This window comes from Labrys sp. ALF-8, assembly GCF_059699065.1.
This window is the reverse complement of sequence record NZ_AP048538.1, coordinates 1,607,372-1,625,725: the sequence shown is the minus strand read 5'-3', so window position 1 is coordinate 1,625,725 and position 18,354 is coordinate 1,607,372. Positions and strand designations below refer to the sequence as shown.

The following is an 18,354-nucleotide window of genomic DNA, read 5'->3' as shown; positions in this document are numbered from 1 at the left end:
TGATCCACGAATCGTGCCAAAGTGCATTTGCTTGTGCACCGGGCATCGGTGTATTTTCGAAATGCCGACTGTTCCCTGGGAGGAGGGCGTTACGGCGGGTTAATTTGATTTGGGGATTGCGCGCCTATATGCAACAGGCATGGCCGGTCCTTCAAGAAAAACCGGTAGCTGAACAGGAATTTAACCGATGACCACCTTCGACAAGCGGGAAGAGGCCTTCGAGAAGAAGTTTGCCCATGACGAGGATCTCCGCTTCAAGGCGACGGCCCGCCGCAACAAGCTGCTGGGCCTGTGGGCGGCCGAGAAGCTCGGCCTTTCGGGCGAGGAAGCGAACACCTACGCCAAGTCCGTGGTTATGTCGGACTTCGAGGAAGCCGGCGACCACGACGTGGTACGCAAGGTTCTCGCCGATTTCGCCGCCGCCAATCTGAGCATGAGCGAGCCTCAGGTTCGCGAGGTCATGAACCAGATGCTCGGGCGCGCCGTCCAGGAAGTTAAGAGCGGCGTCTGATCGATCTTGCCAATCTCGACGAGCGGCGCTCTATTCGCGGGCGCCGCTTTTGTTTGCGGCATTGTTTTTGATTGATCGGATAATGCCATGACCCGTCCTGCCCTGCGTGACCGCCTTGCCCGAGGCGAGAAGATCTTCGCGGGATGGATGGCATCGGCGTATCCCCGCATGGCAGAGGCGCTCGGGCGGGCGGGCTTCGATGCCATCATCATTGATCTTCAGCATGGCGAAGCATCCTTTGCCGAGGCCCGCGATGCCATTTCGGCGGCCCACTTAGCGGATAGGCCGGCCGGCGTGCGGGTCGGCCTCGAGGGCTTCGGCGACGCGGCTCGTCTCTATGACGTCGGGGCCGAACTTGCGATCCTGCCGATGATCAACAGCGTCGAGGACGCCCGCAAGCTTGTCGACACCCTGAAATACCCGCCTGTAGGCGGACGCAGCTGGGGCGGTACGAGGGCGCTGACGCTGCATGGCCTCGATGCGGAAAGCTATCGCACCAGTGCCAACGGCCAGATCATCGCGCTTGCGATGATCGAAACCCGGCAAGCCGCCGACGCTATGGAGGCTATCCTCGACGTGCCCGGCCTGGACGGTGTCTTCGTCGGCCCGAGCGATCTTTCCATCAGCCTCAGTCGCGGCGAGAAACTCGACCACCAATTGCCGGAGTCGGTCGAGGTCATCAAGAAGCTGCTTGCCGCCGCCAAGGTCCGCAACAAGATCACGGCGATTTTCTGCAGCGGCGGCGAGGCCGCCGCCCGCAATGCCGCCCTCGGTTTCGATATCATGGCGGTTGGTTCCGACTGGGCGTTCCTGAGCGCCGGCGCCCAGGCTGCGCTGAAGACGGCACGCGGCCATTCGGGGCCCGGCGAGGCGCAGTATTGATCCTCCGCCCGAGAAGCAGGCAGGCGCATTTTACTTTCAGGCGGAATCGCCAGAACAGAAAAATTCCTGTGATATCTGTATGTTAGGTTAGCTTACGGTTTGGCCTGACCGCATTTTGCTGCGCATCCCGGGACCTACTGCGTGCCCAGCTTCAGTTTCGACAGGAAGGAAGCGAGGCGGAGCAGGCCTTCCGGCCAGGGACCGTGGCCGGATTCAACGTTGATGTGGCCGGCATCGCCCGCATCCACGAACTCGCTTCCCCAGGCCTCGGCAAAGGAACTGGCGCGATTGACTTCGCAATAGGGATCGTTCCGGCTGGCGACGAGCAGGGAAGGGAAGGGCAGGGCCGTCGTCGGAATGGGATTGAAGTCGAGGTCGTAGCCCGGCAGCAGATCCGGTTTGTCCCAGTCGGACGGAGCTACCAGCATGGCTCCGATCACATGGCCCTTGATCTGTTCGGCAGCGAAGACGGTGGTGATCACGCCGATGGAATGAGCGATGATGATGGCGGGCCGGCTGGAGGCGCGCACGTCGTCGACAAGCCGGCCGACCCAGGCCTCTCGTCGCGGCTGCTGCCAATCGTCCTGCATCACCCGCCGTGCGGTCGAGAGCTTGGCCTGCCAGCGCGACTGCCAGTGCTCCGGCGGCGAATTGCCGAGACCGGGCATGATCAGGATGTCGGTGTCGGAGATGCGCATGTGAACTCCCGTCCGTTCGAGTGGGCATTGCTGCCACATGGACGCTGGGCCGCCCGGCCCCGACTCAGGGCGATGAACCCCTAGTTTAGTGACCTGCCGGGCGATCAGAACCAGTTCTTTGCTTGGCCGCCATCGCCTTCCACAAATTTGCGGGCGGGATGGCGGATCACCCGTGCTTCAGGCCTCTTTGCCAAACACGCGTTCGAAGATCGTGTCGACATGCTTGAAGTGGTAGCCCTCGTCGAACATCGCTTCCAGCGTTGCATCGGAGAGCTTGGCGGAGACTTCGGGATCGGCCTTGAGGAAAGCCAGGAAATCACCTTCGCCACGCCAGACCTTCATAGCGTTGCGTTGCACGAGGCGATAGGAATCCTCGCGGCTTGCGCCGGCCTGGGTGAGAGCGAGCAACACGCGCTGCGAGTTGTGGAGGCCGCCGAGCCGATCGAGATTCTTGCGCATGTTCGCGGGGTAGATCAGCAGCTTGTCGATTACCCCGGCAAGGCGGGCGAGTGCGAAGTCGAGCGTGATCGTCGCATCGGGGCCGATCATGCGCTCGACCGACGAATGCGATATGTCTCGTTCGTGCCAAAGCGCCACGTTCTCCAGCGCGGGCGTTACCGCTGAGCGCACGATGCGGGCCAGGCCGGTAAGGTTTTCGGTGAGGATGGGATTGCGCTTGTGCGGCATCGCCGAGGAGCCCTTCTGCCCTTCGGAGAAGAACTCCTCGGCCTCCAGCACCTCGGTGCGCTGCAGATGGCGGATCTCGATGGCCAGGCGCTCGATCGAGGACGCGACGACGCCGAGCGTGGCGAAGAACATCGCGTGGCGATCGCGCGGGATGACCTGGGTCGAGACGGGCTCGACGGCGAGACCCATCTTGGCGGCGACATATTCCTCCACGCGCGGATCGATATTGGCGAAGGTGCCGACAGCGCCGGAAATGGCGCAGGTAGCGATCTCCTTGCGGGCGGCTACCAGGCGCTCGCGGGCACGCGTGAACTCGGCATGGGCTTGGGCAAGCTTGAGGCCGAAGGTCACCGGTTCGGCGTGGATGCCGTGGCTGCGGCCGATGGTGGGCGTGTACTTGTGTTCGAGCGCGCGCTTTCTCAGGGCGGCCAGCACCTGGTCGACGTCGGCGATCAGGATATCGGCAGCCCGGGACAACTGCACCGCAAGGCAGGTGTCGAGCACGTCGGAGGATGTCATGCCCTGGTGCAGGAAGCGCGCCTCCGGGCCGACGATCTCGCCCAGATGCGTGAGGAAGGCGATGACGTCGTGCTTCACCTCGCGCTCGATCTCGTCGATGCGGGCGACGTCGAAGGTTGCCTCCTTGGCCTTCTCCCAAATTTTCGCCGCCGCTTCCTTCGGCACCACGCCGAGCTCGGCGAGCTTGTCGGTGGCGTGAGCCTCGATCTCGAACCAGATACGGAAGCGGGTCTGTTCCGCCCAGATGGCGACCATTTGTGGGCGGCTGTAGCGTGCGATCATGGAAGGTCCCTTTCGGGCCCCCTTTTAGGCATGATCGCAGCGAATGTGTACCCGAATTTGCGATAAATATATGGGAGTGCGCGCCTTATCGCCCGGCTGCCGCCTCAGCCGCCTGCCGGATGGCCGCGATGTTGGCCGCATAGGCCGGGGGACCGCCGCGGAAGACGAACGATCCGGCGACCAGGGCATTGGCTCCAGCGGCGACAACCATCGGGGCCGTCTCCGGCGTGATGCCGCCGTCAACCTCGATATCGATGTCGCGATTGCCGACCTTGGCGCGAACCGCTTCGATCTTGGCGACCGTTTCGGGAATGAAGGCCTGTCCGCCGAAGCCGGGGTTGACCGTCATCACAAGGATGAGGTCGACGAGATTCAGCACATAGTCGACGGCGTCGGGTGGTGTGCCGGGATTGAGGGCGACGCCGGCTCGCTTGCCGAGCTTCTTGATGTGCTGCAGCGAGCGATGGAGATGCGGGCCCGCCTCGGCATGCACCGTGATCGTATCGCAGCCCGCCTTGGCGAAATCGTCGAGGTAGGGATCGGCGGGCGAGATCATCAGATGAGCGTCGAGCTTGGTCCTGACGTGCGGACGGATCGCGGCTGCGACGGCTGGCCCGATGGTGAGATTGGGCACGAAATGGCCGTCCATCACGTCGTAATGCACCCAATCGGCGCCCGCTTCCTCGATCGCGCGCACCTCGGCGCCGAGCGCCGCGAAATCCGCGGAGAGAATTGAGGGGGCGATGACGATGGGACGGGACATGATGGATCCTGCTGTAGAGAACATGCCCTACCTGCCAGACCCCGGTCCCCATTGCAATCGATCAGCGCGTGATGACGGGCTGCCCGCGCGGGCGGATCAGCCAAAGCGTTGGCGCCAGCTAGGCTGGGTCGACGCAAAGGGCAGGGCGGCCGCCTCGTGGATCGCCCGAGCACAGGCGCGGGCCAGGACGTGGGCCGCCTCCGTGCCGAGGGTGATGAGATCGGCGCGGGGTTCGGGCAGGGCGACCCGGCCGGTCGCCGCCGCGAAGACCGTGTCGCCGTCGAGCGGCGTGTGGATCGGATGGATGGCCCGGGCGAGGCCGTCCTGTGCCATCACGGCGAAGTGCCTCGCCTGCGCCTTGGTGAGGTGGGCATCGGTAGCTACGACGGCGATGGTGGTATTCTCGGGCTGCTGCCCCTTGTAGCGCAGTTTCAATGCGTCGGCCGGCCAGGGGTGAGGCAGGCCAAGGCCGCCGAACTCCCCATCCTGCTCGTACGGAGCGGCCCAGAAATGCGGACCCTCGCCGATGGTGACGTTGCCGAGGGCGTTCACGGCGACGATAGCCCCGACCGTATATGGACCGGAACGGGCAGAAGCCGAGCCCAATCCACCCTTGAAGCTTGCGGTGAGAGCGCCATAGCCGGCGCCTGCCGTCCCCAGGGCAAAGTCAAGGCCCGCCTGTGAAGCTGCCTCGAAGCCCAGGTCGCGATAGGGCGGAAAGCGGCCCCACTCCTTGTTGCCGCCATTGATGAGGTCGAACAGGATCGCTCCGGGCACGATGGGTACCCGTACATCACGTACCTGAAATCCGCGGCCCTGCTGCGCCAGACAGGCGACCACGCCGCTTGCCGCTTCCAGCCCGAATACCGAGCCGCCTGAGAGGACGATGGCGTCGACGTGCTCGACCGTACGCTCCAGCGCCAGCAGATCGGTCTCGCGCGTGCCAGGCGCGCCGCCGCGCACATCGACGGCGACGACCGAGGGTTCGTCGAATATCAAGGCCGTGGTGCCGGAGGCGAGTACGGGGTCCTGCGCATTGCCGACCTTGATTCCGGCCACATCCGTAATGAGATTCCGCACGCTACGAGCTCCAGTTGCTGGCGTGCCTCAACGTGGCCACGAAGGCAGCATTGTCAATGCTGCGACTTCACGTCCGATCACGAGAGGATGAGCACGTCGGAAACAACTTGGGCGGGAAGGACAGGCGCGCTAGAGCAAATTCTCCGCGCCTTTCCAGTGCGTATGAGTGGATGAGTCGATGGCCGATATAACCGTGCCTGGCGTGTTTCTCGCCGGGTTGTTTTCATTCCTCTCACCTTGCGTTCTTCCGCTGGTGCCGCCCTACCTGACCTATCTCGCCGGCACCACGCTGGACGAGATAACGGGCGAGACCATCGATCGCACGGTGCGGCGCCGGGCTGTGATCTCCGCCATTGTCTTCATGGCGGGGCTCGCCACCGTTTTCATTTCCCTCGGGGCTACCGCTTCCCTGGTCGGGTCGCTGCTCGTCTCGGGGCGTCGCCTCATGGCCGGATGGCTGGTCGGTGCCGCCAATGCCGGCCTGCTGCCGATGGGTTGGGCGACTTCAGTCGACCCCTTTGCGCTGCTTGCAGGCGTGATCATCATCGCGATGGGCCTGCATTTTCTTGGCGTGTTCCGCATCGCCATGTTGTTTCGCCAGGCGCGTTTTGAAAGCCGTGCCACGCCGGGACCTCTCGGTGCCTATCTGATGGGGCTCGCCTTTGCGTTCGGCTGGACGCCCTGCATCGGGCCCGTGCTGGCGACGGTGCTGGCCGTAGCCGGCAAGGAAGCGAGCGTCGGTCACGGCGTCCTGCTGCTGGCGATCTACACACTCGGCCTGGGTTTGCCCTTCGTCGTCGCCGCATTCGCCATGAACCCCTTCATGAGGTTCCTGCGTGCCTTCCGTGCTCATCTTGGCACGGTGGAGAAGGTCATGGGCGGCTTGCTGGTGGTGGCGGGTTTTGCCTTTCTCACCGGTGGCATGGCCGATTTCTCGATCTGGCTGCAGAGCACGTTCCCCATTCTCGGCCGGCTCGGCTGAGGAAAAAGCCTGCTCGCAGGCTGCAGGATGCATGCCTTTACAAATGTTCTCGGCATCCCCGACCGACGGGGGGGGGGAGGATGCCCGGGCCAGCGATGCGGCGTATCGACCTGCCGGATGAGCATTGCCTTTTCGTGTTGGCAAAATAAAACCCGCCCCGGCGAACCGGAGCGGGTCTGTGCAAAGACGCTGTCGAGCGCTTACGACGGATTCTCGAAGTAATCGATCTTGCCGTCCGGGCCCTTCTTCCAGGTGTAGAGGACATAGCCGGCCTTGGTCAGGTCGCCCTTCTTGTCGTAGGAGATGTCGCCGAGCACGGTCTTGAAGACCTTACCCGAGTGCATCACTTCGGCCATCTTCTGGGGATCGACCGACTTGGCTTCCTCGGCGGCCTGCTTGAAGATCTCCACGGCGGCGTAGGAGTAGAAGGTGTAAGCCTCGGGGTTGAAGCCGATATCCTTGAACTGCTTGACGATCGCGGCGTTGGCCGGGATGTTTTCCGGCTTGGGCGGGAAGGTCATCTGGGTGCCGATCACGGCGTCGCCGCCGATGGTGGCGAAGTCAGCCGAGGTGATGCCGTCGCCCGAGAGCATGACGGTGTTCATGCCCTGGTCGCGCAGCTGCTTGAGGATCAGCGCGGCTTCCGTGTAGAGGCCACCCCAGATCAGCAGGTCGGCGCCCTGGGCCTTCAGCTTGGTGACGATGGCCGAATAGTCCTTCTCGCCGACGTTCACGCCTTCGAAGATGGATTCGGTGACGCCAGCCTCGTTGAGGAACTTCTTGGCGTTGGTGGCGAGGCCTTCGCCGTAGGTCGTCTTATCGTGGACGATCGCGATCTTCTTGCCCTTGTAGTTGGCGACCGCATAGTCGGACCAGACCTTCGCCTGCTGGTCGTCGCGGCCGCAGGTGCGGAATGCATTCCACAGGTTGCGGTCGGTGACCTTTTCGTTGGTGGCCGAGGGCGTGATGAAGAGGACGCCGTTGTCGGCATAGACTTCCGAAGCCGGGATGGTCACGCCGGAGTTGAAGTGGCCGACCACCAGGGTCACGCCATCACCGACGAACTTGTTGGCGACCGAAACGCCCTGCTTGGGGTCGGAAACGTCGTCGCCGACTTCCACGTCGACCTGCTGTCCGAGAATGCCGCCTGCGGCATTGATGTTCTTGACCGCCATCTCCACGCCGTTCTTCAGCTGCGCGCCGAAGGGGGCGTTCGGGCCGGTGATCGGGCCGGCGACACCGAGCTTGATTTGAGCCTGCGCGACACTCGCGAAGGCGAGGCCGGCCGCAAGCACGACGCTCGACAACCAAAGTTTCTTCATGTGGTTCTCCCAGTGGATATAACAGAGCCTGCCGGCTCTGGCTTAGCGGGATGAGGCACGCCAATGGGCTTATCATGCCCAGATTTAGGTGCTTGTCACCCGATTTCGAATACTGCTTTCGTTCCGAGGGACGGCAGTGCTGCCATCCTCCCTTGGCTATCCTTCCCTAGAGGTATCGAGGCGGTAGAATCTGCTCGATACCGTTGGGTCTACTTCGCCGCGGAGCGGGCGTTCCAGTTGAGGGAACCCGCCTTTTCAAACATCCAGCCATATTTGCTGACCATCTGATTGACCAGCCTGAGCCGGTAGGACAGAAAGCCGATGAGCTGGACGATCACGAGGTCCACCACGAAGTAGTAGGGCGAGAACATGTTGCCGCCGAACGGGGCCTGATGCAGGAACCGCACGCCGGCCGTCAGGAGCGCCAGATAGATGAACAGCGTCGGGTAGCGGCTCCATGAAGCGGCGCAGGCCTTGCCGGTCATCCAGGCTGCCCAGCCGCCCATGATCACGGTGACGAGGACGAAGTGAAACAGGCTGTCCTCGTAGAGAAATTGAGCCATTTCAGTGTCCCCCTTCGAGGTAGGCCGCGCGGACTTCGGGACGAGCGAGCAATTCCTTGCCGCTGCCCGACATGGTGATGACGCCGTTGACCATGACGTAGCCTCTATGGGCGAGCCGGAGCGCGTGGAAGGCATTCTGCTCGACCAGGAAGACGGTGAGCTTTTCCTGTTCGTTGAGCGTGCGGATCGCGTCGAAGATCTGCTTGACAATGAGAGGAGCGAGACCCAGGGACGGCTCGTCCAGCATCAGCAGCCGCGGGCGGCTCATCAGGGCGCGGGCGATGGCGAGCATCTGCTGCTCGCCGCCCGAAAGGGTACCGCCCCGCTGGGCCGCGCGCTCCTTGAGGCGCGGAAACAGCGTGTACATGCGCTCGAGATCCTCGGCGAAATGGGCGCTGCCGTCGATTTCGGCGCCCATCTGCAGGTTCTCGAAGACCGTCATGCGCTGGAAGATGCGGCGCCCCTCCGGCGATTGCGCGATGCGAAGGCGCGCAATCTCATGGATCGGCATGTGGGTGATGTCCCTGCCATCGAAGGTGATCGAACCCTGCCGGCACTTCGGCGAGCCGAAGACCGTCATCATCAGGGTCGACTTGCCGGCGCCGTTGGCGCCGATGATGGTCATGATCTCGCCCTCGTTGATGTCGACGTCGACACCCTTGAGAGCGTGAACCTGGCCGTAATAGGTCTGTACCCCGCGAACGGAGAGCAAAGGAGACGCCATACTCAATCCTCCACTTCTTCGTCAGAGCCGAGATACGCCGCGATGACCGCGGGATCGTTCCTCACCTGCTCCGGCGTGCCGTCGGAGATCTTGGTGCCGTAGTTCAGCACCACCACGTGGTCCGAGATCCCCATCACGACCGACATGTCGTGCTCGATGAGGAGCAGGGCGGTGTTGTGATCGTTCCGGATCGAGCGCAACAGGACGTTGAGATCGAGGCTCTCCTTCGGGTTGAGGCCGGCTGCAGGTTCGTCGAGGCAGAGCAGCACTGGATCGGTGCACATGGCGCGGGCGATCTCCAGGCGGCGCTGGTCGCCATACGGCAGGTCACCCGCGGGATCGTCGGCCCGGGCCATCAGATTGGTCTTGTCGAGCCAGTACTTGGCCTTCTCGACCGCATGCTTCTCGGCATGCATGTAGCTGGGCACGGCAAGGATGCCGAGGATCGAGTAACCGGATGCGTGCATCAGGTGGTTGTGCTGGGCGACAAGCAGGTTTTCCAGCACCGTCATGCCAGAGAACAGGCGGATATTCTGGAAGGTTCGCGCGACCTTGGCGGTACGCGAGACCTGGAAGTCGGGCATGCGTTCAAGGAGATAGAGCTGGTCCGCCCCCTGGCCGATCTTCTGGTGCGTGCTGGCGGTGAGGGCATCGAACTCGTCCCATACCGCCATCGTGCCGTGGCGCAGGCCGATACGCCCTTCCGTGGGCTTGTAGAAGCCCGTGATGCAGTTGAACACCGTGGTCTTGCCGGCACCGTTCGGGCCGATCAGGGCGGTGATGTCGCCACGCCCGCAGTTGAAGGTCACCGCGTTCACGGCGGTGAGGCCGCCGAAACGCATGGTGAGTTTCTCGACCTTCAGGATCGGATCGCTGTGCCAGCGATGTTCCGGATGGGCATGGGATGCGAGAGAGGGATCGACAGTCATGGTGGGGGAGCTCATCCGTGGCCCTCCTGGACAAGAGCGCCGGAGACAACCTTGCGCTCCTTGAGGAAGGCGGTCGGTACGCGGTTGGAGATGAGGCCGCGTGGTTTCCACAGCATCATGATGACCATGGCCATGCCGAAGATCAGCGAACGGTAGATGCTCGGATCGAAGTCATTGCCAAAGAAATATTTGAGGAAGGTGATCTCGCGCAGCATTTCGAGGCCGCCGACCAGCACGATGGCGGCGATCACGACGCCCATCAGGCTGCCTGAACCGCCGAGAACCACGATGGCGAGCACCATGACGGACTCGTTGAAGGTGAAGCTCTCGGGATTGATGAAGCCCTGCTTGGCGGCGAAGAAGGCGCCGGCAAAGCCGCCGAACATCGCACCCATGGCGAAGGCGGCGAGCTTGGTCTTGGTGGTGTCGATGCCCAGCGAGCGGCAGGCGATCTCGTTCTCTCGCAGCGCTTCCCAGGCGCGGCCCACCGGCAGCTTGCGCATGCGTGTCGTCACATAGGCGGTGACCAACGCCATCACGAGGATGACGTAATAGAGGAAGATCTTGGTATAGATCGGGGAGAAGGCGAGGCCGAAGGTGTGGGCGAAACCCGTCGGGCTTGCGTTGAACGGAATGCTGAAGAAGGTCGGCGGCTTGATCGACGTGATACCGTCATTGCCGCCCGTGAAGGACTTCCAGTTGATCAGCACCACGCGGATGATCTCGCCGAAGGCGAGCGTCACGATGGCCAGATAGTCGCCGCGCAGGCGCAGCACCGGGAAGCCCAGGATGATGCCCCACAGGGCGGCGAGCGCACCGGCCAGGGGCAGCACTTCCCAGAAGGACAGGCCCCAGTAGTAGGACATCAGGGCATAGGAATAGGCGCCTACCGCGTAGAAGGCCACATAGCCCAGGTCCAACAGGCCCGCGAGGCCGACCACGACGTTCAGGCCCCAGCCGAGCATGATGTAGATCATGATCTGAATGCCGAACGTGTCGATCCACTTCAGCGAGCCCTTGTCGCCGAGGAATCCCAGCATCAGCAGCGGGAAGGCGACGGCCAGGCCGGCGCCGAACCACATGGCGAGGGGCGACATGCCGATGCGTGCCATCGCCGCCGAAAAGGGGGATGCCGTCGTCCTGGCTTCGCGCTTGGGCGAGACGAGAACGAAGATACGGACCGCGACCACGATTCCGACCAGGACTGCGGCGGTGATGAAGCCGCCATAGCGCTGGAGGAAACTGAAGTCTGGGTTCATGAAGTTGAAGCGCAGGCTGTTGGTCTGCGTGTCGGAATAGGTGCTGAAGCCGACGATGGGAAGGAAGATGCCGATCGCGGCGACGGTCCAGAAGGCGATGTCCTTGATGAAACCGCCGGCACCGGATTTGTTCGCGCTGTTCTGAGCCATGCTCAAACCTTCTCCACTTCCGGGCGACCCAGCAGGCCTTGCGGCATGAAGATCAGCGTGATTGCGAGGACGGAGAACACCGCGACGTCCCGGTAGGCCGCCACATTGCCGTCGAACGAGCCTTCCCAGAGCTTTTCCATAAGGCCGATGAGGATGCCGCCGATCACCGCGCCGGGCAGGGAGCCGATACCGCCGAGCACGGCGGCCGTGAACGCCTTCACGCCGGGCACGAAGCCGTCATGGAAGTTCACAGAGCCGTAGAAGATCAGGAACATGAGGCCGGCGACGGAGGCGAGCGCGGCACCCATGATGAAGGTGATGGAAATGGTCCGGTCGACATTGACGCCGAGCAGGGCGGCCATCTTGCGGTCCTGTTCGCAGGCGCGCTGCGCACGGCCCAGCGAGGTCTTGGTCACTAGATACCAGAAGATGGCGAGCAGCACGGCCGTCGTCACGAAAACCATGATGTGCTTGAGCGACAAGGTGGCATCCATCGTATGCCCGCTGGCATCGACATCCTGCCAGATCTCGAATTTCTGGTTGAGGGCGTCACCGAAGGAGTTCGGGATCGCCTTTGGGCCTGCGCCCTGCACGATCTGCACGAAGTTGGACAAGGCGAGCGAGATGCCGATGGCGGAGATCAGCGGCGCCAGGCGGAACGAGCCGCGCAGGGGGCGGTAGGCGATGCGCTCGATGGCCCAGTTCCACAAGCTCGTCAGCACCATGCCGATAAGCAGCACCACCAGGAGCGAGACGATGATCGACGAGACGCCCAGCAACGTGATGAGGATGAGGAACAGGATGAACGCGATCATCGCGGAGAGCATGAAGAGATCGCCATGTGCGAAATTCACCATGCCGATGATGCCGAACACCATCGTGTAACCTACGGCGATCAGACCATATAACGATCCGACCGCCAGCCCATTGATGAGCTGCTGCAAAAACTCTGCCATCTAGTACTTTCCCCTCTGTCGAAGCCACCCTTGTTTTCCCCCGGGCATCCCCTTCTCGGAGATTTTTGCCTAAGAGACAGGCAGTCATGCGACGATTGCTTGTCATAGCAAGCGCTTTGCAGCCTGACAATCGTAGCTGGGCGGCCTCGCTCGAAGTTTATCGATTTTACGAAATTTTTGAGCAAAGGGGTGAAAGATTCAGCGCTAGCTGGCGAAACCAACGCCAAAACGAGGGCGCTGGCAGCCAAAAAGCAGCTTGCAGGCAGATCGGGGTACAACCGCGAGGAGGTGTAACAGCCGTTAGATTTCTTCGAAATCCACACAAAATTCTTCAAGGCCGTACTTCTTTCCCAACCGGAAAGAAAGTTGCTGCAAAATTGCGCAAAGCATTCATTGGGAACAAGTGCGAGGTTGCTCCGCGCAACAATCCTACCGTCGCCCCTCCCTCAGGGCGGCAAGGGCCTGCGGCGTATCCACGTCGAAGGTGACATCGAGGGACGAGACGGGCACTTCCACGACCGCGTCCGCATTGGCTTTGAGAATCTGCCGCCCCCCGGAATCACCCTCCAGAGACTGCAACTCGCCGAAGAATCGGCGCGCCCACAGCACCGGGTTGCCACGCTGGCCGTTGGACACGGGGAGGACGATGCGCGCGCCCCTCTGCGGATCGAAGGCTTCGATAAGGTTGTCGAGGAGTACAGGTCCGACCAGCGGCATGTCGCCAAGACCGATGAGCGCGGCATCGGCGTCTCCAGGCAGGGCAGCCACGCCCGCGCGCACGGAAGTCGAAATGCCCTCCGCGAAATCGGGATTGTAGATGAACGTAACCGGCAGGCCCGCGAGGGCGGCCTGCACCTCCTCGGCCTGGTGACCCGTGACGACGGTTACGGAGCGCGCTCTCGATGCCAGGGCGGCTTCCACCGCGTGGCGGACCAATGGCTTGCCACGGTAATCCTGCAGCAGCTTGTTCGCCCCTCCCATGCGCGTGGATCGGCCGGCCGCGAGGATGAGGGCCGCGACGGACGGTGGGGTGTGGCTGTCCTCTTCCCCGCCGGCGCGGGGCTGCGGGCGGCTGACGATTTCCATCAGGAGCCCCCCCACGCCCAGGCCGATGATATCGGATCGGGTCACGGGAATGCCGGCGAGCAGCCTGTTGAGGATCCAGTCGAAGCCGTTCTCCTTCGGCGAGCGGGCACAGCCCGGCGCGCCGAGCACGGACATGGGACCGATATCACCAAGCAACAGCAGGTTGCCGGGATCGACCGGCATGCCGAAATGCCTGATGGCGCCGCCTGCCGCTTCGATGGCGCGCGGAATGACGTCTCGGCGATCGGCGATCGCCGAGGCGCCGAAGACGATGGCGAGATCGGCGCCGTTCCCGGACATTTCGGCCAGGGCAGCGGTGAGCGCATCCGCGCGGTGCGGTATGCGCTTGTCCGCGACGATCGTGGCCCTGGCGGGAGCGAGGCGGTCACGAAGGACCTGCAGCGTCTTGGCGACGACGCTGTCCTTCAGGCCGGGCAGCATGGTCGATATCGCCGCGACCCGCAGCGGTCTGAAGGGAGCTACCCGGATGACCGGCTGCCCGAGGAGCGCAAGCACGCGATCGAGTATGGGCTGGCCGACCGCGAAGGGAATGATCTTGACGGTACCGACCATCTCGCCCGCCCTGACCTGCGCGAAGGCCGGGAGAGTGGCGAACGTGATGCTCTCATCGATCGTATTCACCTCGTCGATGCGCGCATGATCGAGCACCAGGACGCCGGCCTCTTCGGCGAACAGGTTGGCGCGGCCGGTGAAGGGCGCCTCCACACGGACACCCGCGCCCTTGAGTGCGTTTGCGACGCGGGCGGCGGCTTCGTCCTCACCGATGTCGTCGCCGTCCAGGCGGGCGATCACGATGGTCCTGACCCCTTCGCGGCGCAGAGCCGCCACTTCCTGCGCTCCGATCAGGGTTCCCTTCTTCAGGACGAGGCTGCCCTTGCGGATGGAATGAACCGCCACGCCACCCATAGCGTCTTCAATCGCAATATCGCCGAAAAACATTCAATTACAATCGATTGAGGGAAGGTTCTGAGAGATCAGGCGACCTGTCTCGGCTTTTTCTCGCCGCTTTCGAGCCGCAGGGCAGCGGTGACTTCGGCAATGATCGAGACGGCGATCTCGGCGGGGCTGATGGCACCGATATCGAGACCGATGGGTGCGTGGATGCGCGCGAGATCATGTTCGCCGATTCCGGCCGAACGCAGCCTCTCCAGGCGACGGCCGTGAGTCTTGCGCGAACCCAGGGCGCCGACATAGAAGCACTCGCGCTCCAGCGCGTGAGTGAGCGCCGGGTCGTCGATCTTCGGATCGTGGGTCAGGGCGACGAAGGCCGTGTAGCGGTCGATGCCGAGTGGCGGCAGGGCGACGTCCGGCCATTCGGCGATCAGCCTCACTTCCGGAAAACGTTCGGGAGAGGCGAACGCGGTTCGGGGATCGACCACGATCGGATCGTAGCCGACCAGACGCGCCAGCGGCACCAGCGCCTGGCTGATATGGACGGCGCCGATCATGACCAGCCGCACCGGCGGGACGTGGACGGTGATGAAGTAGCGTTTGCCATCGTGCTCGACCGTGGCTGACTTGCCTTGCCGAAGCTGCAGGGCGAGGGAGAGGGCGAGGGGATCACGAGCGATATCGGCTTCGGCTACCAGCCGTTCGTCGCCGCTCTGGAGGTCGGTGACGAGCGCGGCCGCCTTGCGCTGGGTCCGAGCGAGGTTGAGCGCCTGGAGCGTTGCGAGCTTCATGGATCAATCCAGCTTTTCGACATAGACGCGAATGGTGCCGCCGCAGGACAGGCCGACACGCCAGGCCGTCTCGTCGGCCACCCCGAATTCCAGCATCCTGGGTTTGCCTTCCTGAATGACGTCGAGCGCCTCCGTGACGACGGCTCCTTCCACGCAGCCGCCAGAGACGGAGCCCAGAAAATTGCCGTGCTCGTCGATCACGAGATTGGACCCGGTGGGGCGAGGCGCCGAGCCCCAGGTTTCCACCACCGTCGCGATGGCGACCCCCTTTCCCTGCTCGCGCCAGTGCTGGGCGGAGGCAAGGATGTCCGCATCGGTGGCCAGGTTCGTCGCAGTATCACTCATCGAAATGCTCCTGGAACAGGGGAAAAACATTATGAACTGACAATGATCGCCCGCGTGGGGCGATGGCCCGGATTCCTGTTGGACTTCGCGTTGCTCGGCTCGCCATTTCTCATCCCGCCTTCTTCAGCCATGTCCGAGGATCCGCCGCGGCATCGGCCCTGCGATCCAACGCCTTCACCAGATCGTCCATGCTCTTCAGATTGTGAATGGTCCGGAATTCGTCAACATGCGGGAGCATGGCCTTGATGCCCGCCGCGCGAGCCTCGAAGGCATCGAAGCGCAGAAGCGGGTTCAGCCAGATCAGGCGCCGGCACGAGCGGTGCAGACGGTCGAGCTCCTTGGCAAGGCCGTCGTCGACCTGTCGCTCCAGCCCGTCAGTGATGAGAAGCACCAGGGCGCCCTGTCCCAGCACGCGGCGCGACCAGTCCTTGTTGAAGCGTTCCAGGCAGTGGGAGATACGCGTGCCGCCATCCCAGTCCTTCACGGCTCTGGAAGCCTTGTCGAGTGCTTCATCGGGATCGCGCGTGCGCAAGGCGCGTGTGATGTTGGTGAGGCGCGTGGCAAAGACGAAACCGTGAACGCGCCGGCCCTTCTCGGAAATCGCGTGCAGGAAATGCAGGAACAGGCGCGAATAGTCAGCCATCGAGCCGGAGATGTCGCAGAGCGCCACGATGGGAGGATGCTTCTCGCCCACCTGCCGGTAAGCGATGTTGATGAGGTTGCCGCCGCTGCGCATGGCCGCGCGCAAGGTCCGGCGCAGGTCGATTACCTCGTTCCCGCCGGCTACGAGGCGGCGTGTCGGCACGTTGTCGAACGGCAGGCGAAGCTGGGCGATCTCGCGCTTGGCCGCCGCAATCTCGGCCGCGGTCATCTGCGCGAAGTCCCGCTGCTTGAGGATTTCTCGCTCCGACATGGTCAGCCGAGCGTCGAACTCCACCAACTGTTTCTCCTCGACCTCGCGGGGAGGTTCCTTGTAGAAGGCGTCGTTGACACGTTGCGAACCGGCCTTTGGCTTGGGCGGCTCCTTCGCGGCGACCGCCTGGGGCGACATCATCGCGATGAGCTTTTCCGTCAGCGCTCGCTGGCGCCAGAATAGTTCGAAGGCCTGCTGGAAGAGAATCGACTGCTCATGGCGTGTGACGAAGACGCTGTGGAGCGTCCAGTAGAAGTCCTGCCGTCCGCCGAGACCAACCGTCTCCACGGCCTTGATCGCGTCGAGGACCGAAGCGGGACCGACGGGCAAGCCGGCATCCCGGAGCAGCCTCGCAAAATAGGCGATGTTGTCGGCCAGCTTGCCGGGAGGGACGACAGGTAGCTCAGGCCGCGACATTGCTGTTGGCTTTCACGCTGTCGAGCAGCCGCCTGGCCTGGCTGCCGGTGATGCGCGCGATGTCGTCCTGATATTTGAGAAGAACGCCGAGGGTATCGGAGACCAGTGCGGGATCGAGCGCAACGGCATCGAGTTCTGTGAGCGCCGTGGCCCAGTCCAGCATCTCGGCGACGCCCGGCGCCTTGAACAGATCTTCCTTGCGCAAGGATTGCACGAAACCGACCACCTCGCGCGAAAGCTTGCCCGGCACGTGCGGCACCTTGCGCCGCAGGATCTCGAGCTCGTTCTCGGCGCTGGGATAGTCGACCCAATGGTAGAGGCAGCGGCGCTTCAGGGCGTCGTGGATCTCACGCGTTCGGTTGGACGTGATGATGACGATGGGGGGCGCCTCGGCCTTGACCGTGCCAAATTCGGGAATGGTGACCTGGAAGTCGGAGAGCACTTCCAGGAGGTAGGCCTCGAAGGCTTCGTCCGTGCGGTCGAGTTCGTCGATCAGCAGGATAGGAGCGCCTCCCGGTTGTGGGCGAACGGCCTCCAGGATGGGGCGTGCGATGAGAAAGCGTTCGGAAAAGAGGTCCGAACCGAGGGATGCGCGGTCGACGCCTCCGCTCGCCTCGGCGAGCCGGATCTCCACCATCTGCGCCATGGTATTCCATTCGTAGACGGCCGAGGAAATGTCGAGGCCTTCGTAGCACTGCAGGCGGATGAGGGGACGGTTCAGCGTGGAGGACAACACCTTGGCGATTTCGGTCTTGCCGACGCCAGCCTCGCCCTCCAGGAAAAGCGGACGCCCCATGCGCAGCGCCAGGAAGAGCACCGTCGAGAGGTCGCGTCCGGCGACATAGTCGGCTTTGGAGAGCAGCGCCGCGGTGCCGTCGATCGAAGCGGGAAGGGAGGAAGGCAATTCAATCTCCTGAAGCTCCCGTCACTATAGGACGAGTTGGGTAGAGGCGAAGCAAAACCTTTTGAAAGGTTCCTCAGATGGCGAGCCTCGCTTTCAGAAAGCTCCGGCGATAAAGCGAAGCCGTGGCGGCGTCGAAACAACAGAATATCACCTGCGAAGGGGCATTTCCCAGGCCGGGCAGGGTCTCGATCACTGTGGCCAGAGCGATATCGGCGGCCTCGTCAGGGGGAAACCGATAGACGCCCGTGGAGATGGCTGGGAAGGCAATCGAGCCGACACCATTGGCTGCCGCAACATTCAGGCTCGAGCGATAGCACGAACCGAGCTTGTCCGGCTCGCCGCTCCTGCCGCCGTTCCACACCGGACCCACCGTGTGAATCACGTGTCTGGCGGGCAGGCGATATCCCGCTGTGATCTTGGCCTCGCCCACGCTGCAGCCGTTCAGCATGCGGCATTCGACAAGCAGGTCCGGCCCGGCGGCCCGATGAATGGCGCCGTCGACACCGCCGCCGCCCAGCAACGAACTATTGGCCGCGTTGACGATGGCGTCGACGCGGAGCGTGGTGATATTGGCGATGACGACGTCGAGCCTTGCATCGGATATCGCCGCGGAAAACTCGGGTATCGGATCCGCCATGGCCTCATTCCGATGAGATGGAGGCAGGGCCGCCTTGCGGCA

Annotated in this window: 19 protein-coding genes; 3 read left to right on the top strand and 16 right to left on the bottom strand. The window is 63.2% G+C overall.

All coding sequences use genetic code 11. From position 1 onward, the window contains the following. Positions 1 to 187: 187 nt before the first annotated feature. Positions 188 to 511: a DUF1476 domain-containing protein gene (locus AC6H34_RS27765; RefSeq protein WP_497540991.1), complete on the top strand. Its 324-nt coding sequence runs from the start codon at positions 188 to 190 to the stop codon at positions 509 to 511. Between the two features lie 87 nt (positions 512 to 598). Next, entirely contained in the window at positions 599 to 1,393 is a 795-nt protein-coding gene (locus AC6H34_RS27760; protein WP_497540990.1) for an HpcH/HpaI aldolase family protein, read from the top strand. 134 nt (positions 1,394 to 1,527) lie between these two features. On the opposite strand, the gene AC6H34_RS27755 is transcribed toward AC6H34_RS27760, so the two are convergent. The 4 genes from AC6H34_RS27755 to AC6H34_RS27740 all read right to left on the bottom strand — a co-directional run bounded on the left by AC6H34_RS27755 (position 1,528) and on the right by AC6H34_RS27740 (position 5,422). Beyond that, positions 1,528 to 2,091 carry an RBBP9/YdeN family alpha/beta hydrolase gene (locus tag AC6H34_RS27755; RefSeq protein WP_497540989.1) on the bottom strand — a complete coding sequence of 188 codons (564 nt, stop codon included), beginning with the start codon at positions 2,089 to 2,091 and terminating at the stop codon, positions 1,528 to 1,530. Positions 2,092 to 2,268: 177 nt separating this feature from the next. Beyond that, on the bottom strand, positions 2,269 to 3,579 hold the full coding sequence (gene purB, locus AC6H34_RS27750) for an adenylosuccinate lyase (RefSeq protein ID WP_497540988.1): 1,311 nt from the start codon (positions 3,577 to 3,579) through the stop codon (positions 2,269 to 2,271). An 85-nt stretch (positions 3,580 to 3,664) separates the two neighbouring features. Beyond that, the gene (gene rpe / locus AC6H34_RS27745; RefSeq protein ID WP_497540987.1) at positions 3,665 to 4,342 is read right to left on the bottom strand and encodes a ribulose-phosphate 3-epimerase; all 678 of its coding nucleotides are present in this window, start codon (positions 4,340 to 4,342) and stop codon (positions 3,665 to 3,667) included. A 96-nt stretch (positions 4,343 to 4,438) separates the two neighbouring features. Beyond that, a complete protein-coding gene (locus AC6H34_RS27740) occupies positions 4,439 to 5,422 on the bottom strand; it encodes a P1 family peptidase (RefSeq protein ID WP_448147971.1) in 984 nt (327 codons plus the stop codon). Between the two features lie 178 nt (positions 5,423 to 5,600). Here AC6H34_RS27740 and AC6H34_RS27735 point away from each other — a divergent pair, with 178 nt between their 5' ends. Next, the gene (locus AC6H34_RS27735) at positions 5,601 to 6,404 is read left to right on the top strand and encodes a cytochrome c biogenesis CcdA family protein (RefSeq protein ID WP_448147970.1); all 804 of its coding nucleotides are present in this window, start codon (positions 5,601 to 5,603) and stop codon (positions 6,402 to 6,404) included. Positions 6,405 to 6,604: 200 nt separating this feature from the next. Here AC6H34_RS27735 and AC6H34_RS27730 read toward each other — a convergent pair whose 3' ends face one another. The 12 genes from AC6H34_RS27730 to AC6H34_RS27675 all read right to left on the bottom strand — a co-directional run bounded on the left by AC6H34_RS27730 (position 6,605) and on the right by AC6H34_RS27675 (position 18,312). Continuing rightward, a complete protein-coding gene (locus AC6H34_RS27730; protein ID WP_448147969.1) occupies positions 6,605 to 7,726 on the bottom strand; it encodes a branched-chain amino acid ABC transporter substrate-binding protein in 1,122 nt (373 codons plus the stop codon). Between the two features lie 209 nt (positions 7,727 to 7,935). After that, positions 7,936 to 8,289 carry a DUF6867 family protein gene (locus AC6H34_RS27725; protein WP_448147968.1) on the bottom strand — a complete coding sequence of 118 codons (354 nt, stop codon included), beginning with the start codon at positions 8,287 to 8,289 and terminating at the stop codon, positions 7,936 to 7,938. Position 8,290: 1 nt separating this feature from the next. Beyond that, on the bottom strand, positions 8,291 to 9,013 hold the full coding sequence (locus tag AC6H34_RS27720; RefSeq protein WP_448147967.1) for an ABC transporter ATP-binding protein: 723 nt from the start codon (positions 9,011 to 9,013) through the stop codon (positions 8,291 to 8,293). A gap of 2 nt (positions 9,014 to 9,015) precedes the next feature. After that, entirely contained in the window at positions 9,016 to 9,957 is a 942-nt protein-coding gene (locus tag AC6H34_RS27715; protein ID WP_497540986.1) for an ABC transporter ATP-binding protein, read from the bottom strand. Continuing rightward, positions 9,954 to 11,357 carry a high-affinity branched-chain amino acid ABC transporter permease LivM gene (gene livM / locus AC6H34_RS27710; protein ID WP_497540985.1) on the bottom strand — a complete coding sequence of 468 codons (1,404 nt, stop codon included), beginning with the start codon at positions 11,355 to 11,357 and terminating at the stop codon, positions 9,954 to 9,956. Before livM ends, AC6H34_RS27715 begins: the two co-directional genes overlap by 4 nt. Then, positions 11,354 to 12,307 (bottom strand): branched-chain amino acid ABC transporter permease, encoded by a 954-nt coding sequence (locus tag AC6H34_RS27705; protein ID WP_448147964.1) that lies wholly within the window; start codon positions 12,305 to 12,307, stop codon positions 11,354 to 11,356. Before AC6H34_RS27705 ends, livM begins: the two co-directional genes overlap by 4 nt. Before the next feature lie 429 nt (positions 12,308 to 12,736). Continuing rightward, complete coding sequence (locus AC6H34_RS27700; RefSeq protein ID WP_497540984.1) at positions 12,737 to 14,353, bottom strand: NTP transferase domain-containing protein; 1,617 nt, start codon at positions 14,351 to 14,353, stop codon at positions 12,737 to 12,739. Between the two features lie 35 nt (positions 14,354 to 14,388). Beyond that, positions 14,389 to 15,096: an XdhC family protein gene (locus tag AC6H34_RS27695; protein ID WP_497540983.1), complete on the bottom strand. Its 708-nt coding sequence runs from the start codon at positions 15,094 to 15,096 to the stop codon at positions 14,389 to 14,391. 3 nt (positions 15,097 to 15,099) lie between these two features. Further along, a complete protein-coding gene (locus AC6H34_RS27690; protein WP_448147962.1) occupies positions 15,100 to 15,441 on the bottom strand; it encodes an XdhC family protein in 342 nt (113 codons plus the stop codon). A 109-nt stretch (positions 15,442 to 15,550) separates the two neighbouring features. Continuing rightward, positions 15,551 to 16,771, bottom strand: coding sequence for a vWA domain-containing protein (locus AC6H34_RS27685; protein WP_497540982.1), 1,221 nt, complete (start codon positions 16,769 to 16,771; stop codon positions 15,551 to 15,553). Beyond that, entirely contained in the window at positions 16,758 to 17,681 is a 924-nt protein-coding gene (locus AC6H34_RS27680; protein ID WP_448151296.1) for an AAA family ATPase, read from the bottom strand. Before AC6H34_RS27680 ends, AC6H34_RS27685 begins: the two co-directional genes overlap by 14 nt. A 67-nt stretch (positions 17,682 to 17,748) precedes the next feature. Beyond that, positions 17,749 to 18,312: an O-acetyl-ADP-ribose deacetylase gene (locus AC6H34_RS27675; RefSeq protein WP_448147960.1), complete on the bottom strand. Its 564-nt coding sequence runs from the start codon at positions 18,310 to 18,312 to the stop codon at positions 17,749 to 17,751. Positions 18,313 to 18,354 lie beyond the last annotated feature (42 nt).

What these genes read in the sequence shown, in the direction of transcription:
- AC6H34_RS27765 (WP_497540991.1), top strand. Translation starts at nt 188, where the DNA reads ATGACCACCTTCGACAAGCGGGAAGAGGCCTTCGAGAAGAAGTTTGCC.
- AC6H34_RS27760 (WP_497540990.1), top strand. Translation starts at nt 599, where the DNA reads ATGACCCGTCCTGCCCTGCGTGACCGCCTTGCCCGAGGCGAGAAGATC.
- AC6H34_RS27755 (WP_497540989.1), bottom strand. Translation starts at nt 2,091, where the DNA reads ATGCGCATCTCCGACACCGACATCCTGATCATGCCCGGTCTCGGCAAT.
- purB (WP_497540988.1), bottom strand. Translation starts at nt 3,579, where the DNA reads ATGATCGCACGCTACAGCCGCCCACAAATGGTCGCCATCTGGGCGGAA.
- rpe (WP_497540987.1), bottom strand. Translation starts at nt 4,342, where the DNA reads ATGTCCCGTCCCATCGTCATCGCCCCCTCAATTCTCTCCGCGGATTTC.
- AC6H34_RS27735 (WP_448147970.1), top strand. Translation starts at nt 5,601, where the DNA reads ATGGCCGATATAACCGTGCCTGGCGTGTTTCTCGCCGGGTTGTTTTCA.
- AC6H34_RS27730 (WP_448147969.1), bottom strand. Translation starts at nt 7,726, where the DNA reads ATGAAGAAACTTTGGTTGTCGAGCGTCGTGCTTGCGGCCGGCCTCGCC.
- AC6H34_RS27725 (WP_448147968.1), bottom strand. Translation starts at nt 8,289, where the DNA reads ATGGCTCAATTTCTCTACGAGGACAGCCTGTTTCACTTCGTCCTCGTC.
- AC6H34_RS27720 (WP_448147967.1), bottom strand. Translation starts at nt 9,013, where the DNA reads ATGGCGTCTCCTTTGCTCTCCGTTCGCGGGGTACAGACCTATTACGGC.
- AC6H34_RS27715 (WP_497540986.1), bottom strand. Translation starts at nt 9,957, where the DNA reads ATGAGCTCCCCCACCATGACTGTCGATCCCTCTCTCGCATCCCATGCC.
- AC6H34_RS27705 (WP_448147964.1), bottom strand. Translation starts at nt 12,307, where the DNA reads ATGGCAGAGTTTTTGCAGCAGCTCATCAATGGGCTGGCGGTCGGATCG.
- AC6H34_RS27700 (WP_497540984.1), bottom strand. Translation starts at nt 14,353, where the DNA reads ATGTTTTTCGGCGATATTGCGATTGAAGACGCTATGGGTGGCGTGGCG.
- AC6H34_RS27695 (WP_497540983.1), bottom strand. Translation starts at nt 15,096, where the DNA reads ATGAAGCTCGCAACGCTCCAGGCGCTCAACCTCGCTCGGACCCAGCGC.
- AC6H34_RS27690 (WP_448147962.1), bottom strand. Translation starts at nt 15,441, where the DNA reads ATGAGTGATACTGCGACGAACCTGGCCACCGATGCGGACATCCTTGCC.
- AC6H34_RS27685 (WP_497540982.1), bottom strand. Translation starts at nt 16,771, where the DNA reads ATGTCGCGGCCTGAGCTACCTGTCGTCCCTCCCGGCAAGCTGGCCGAC.
- AC6H34_RS27675 (WP_448147960.1), bottom strand. Translation starts at nt 18,312, where the DNA reads ATGGCGGATCCGATACCCGAGTTTTCCGCGGCGATATCCGATGCAAGG.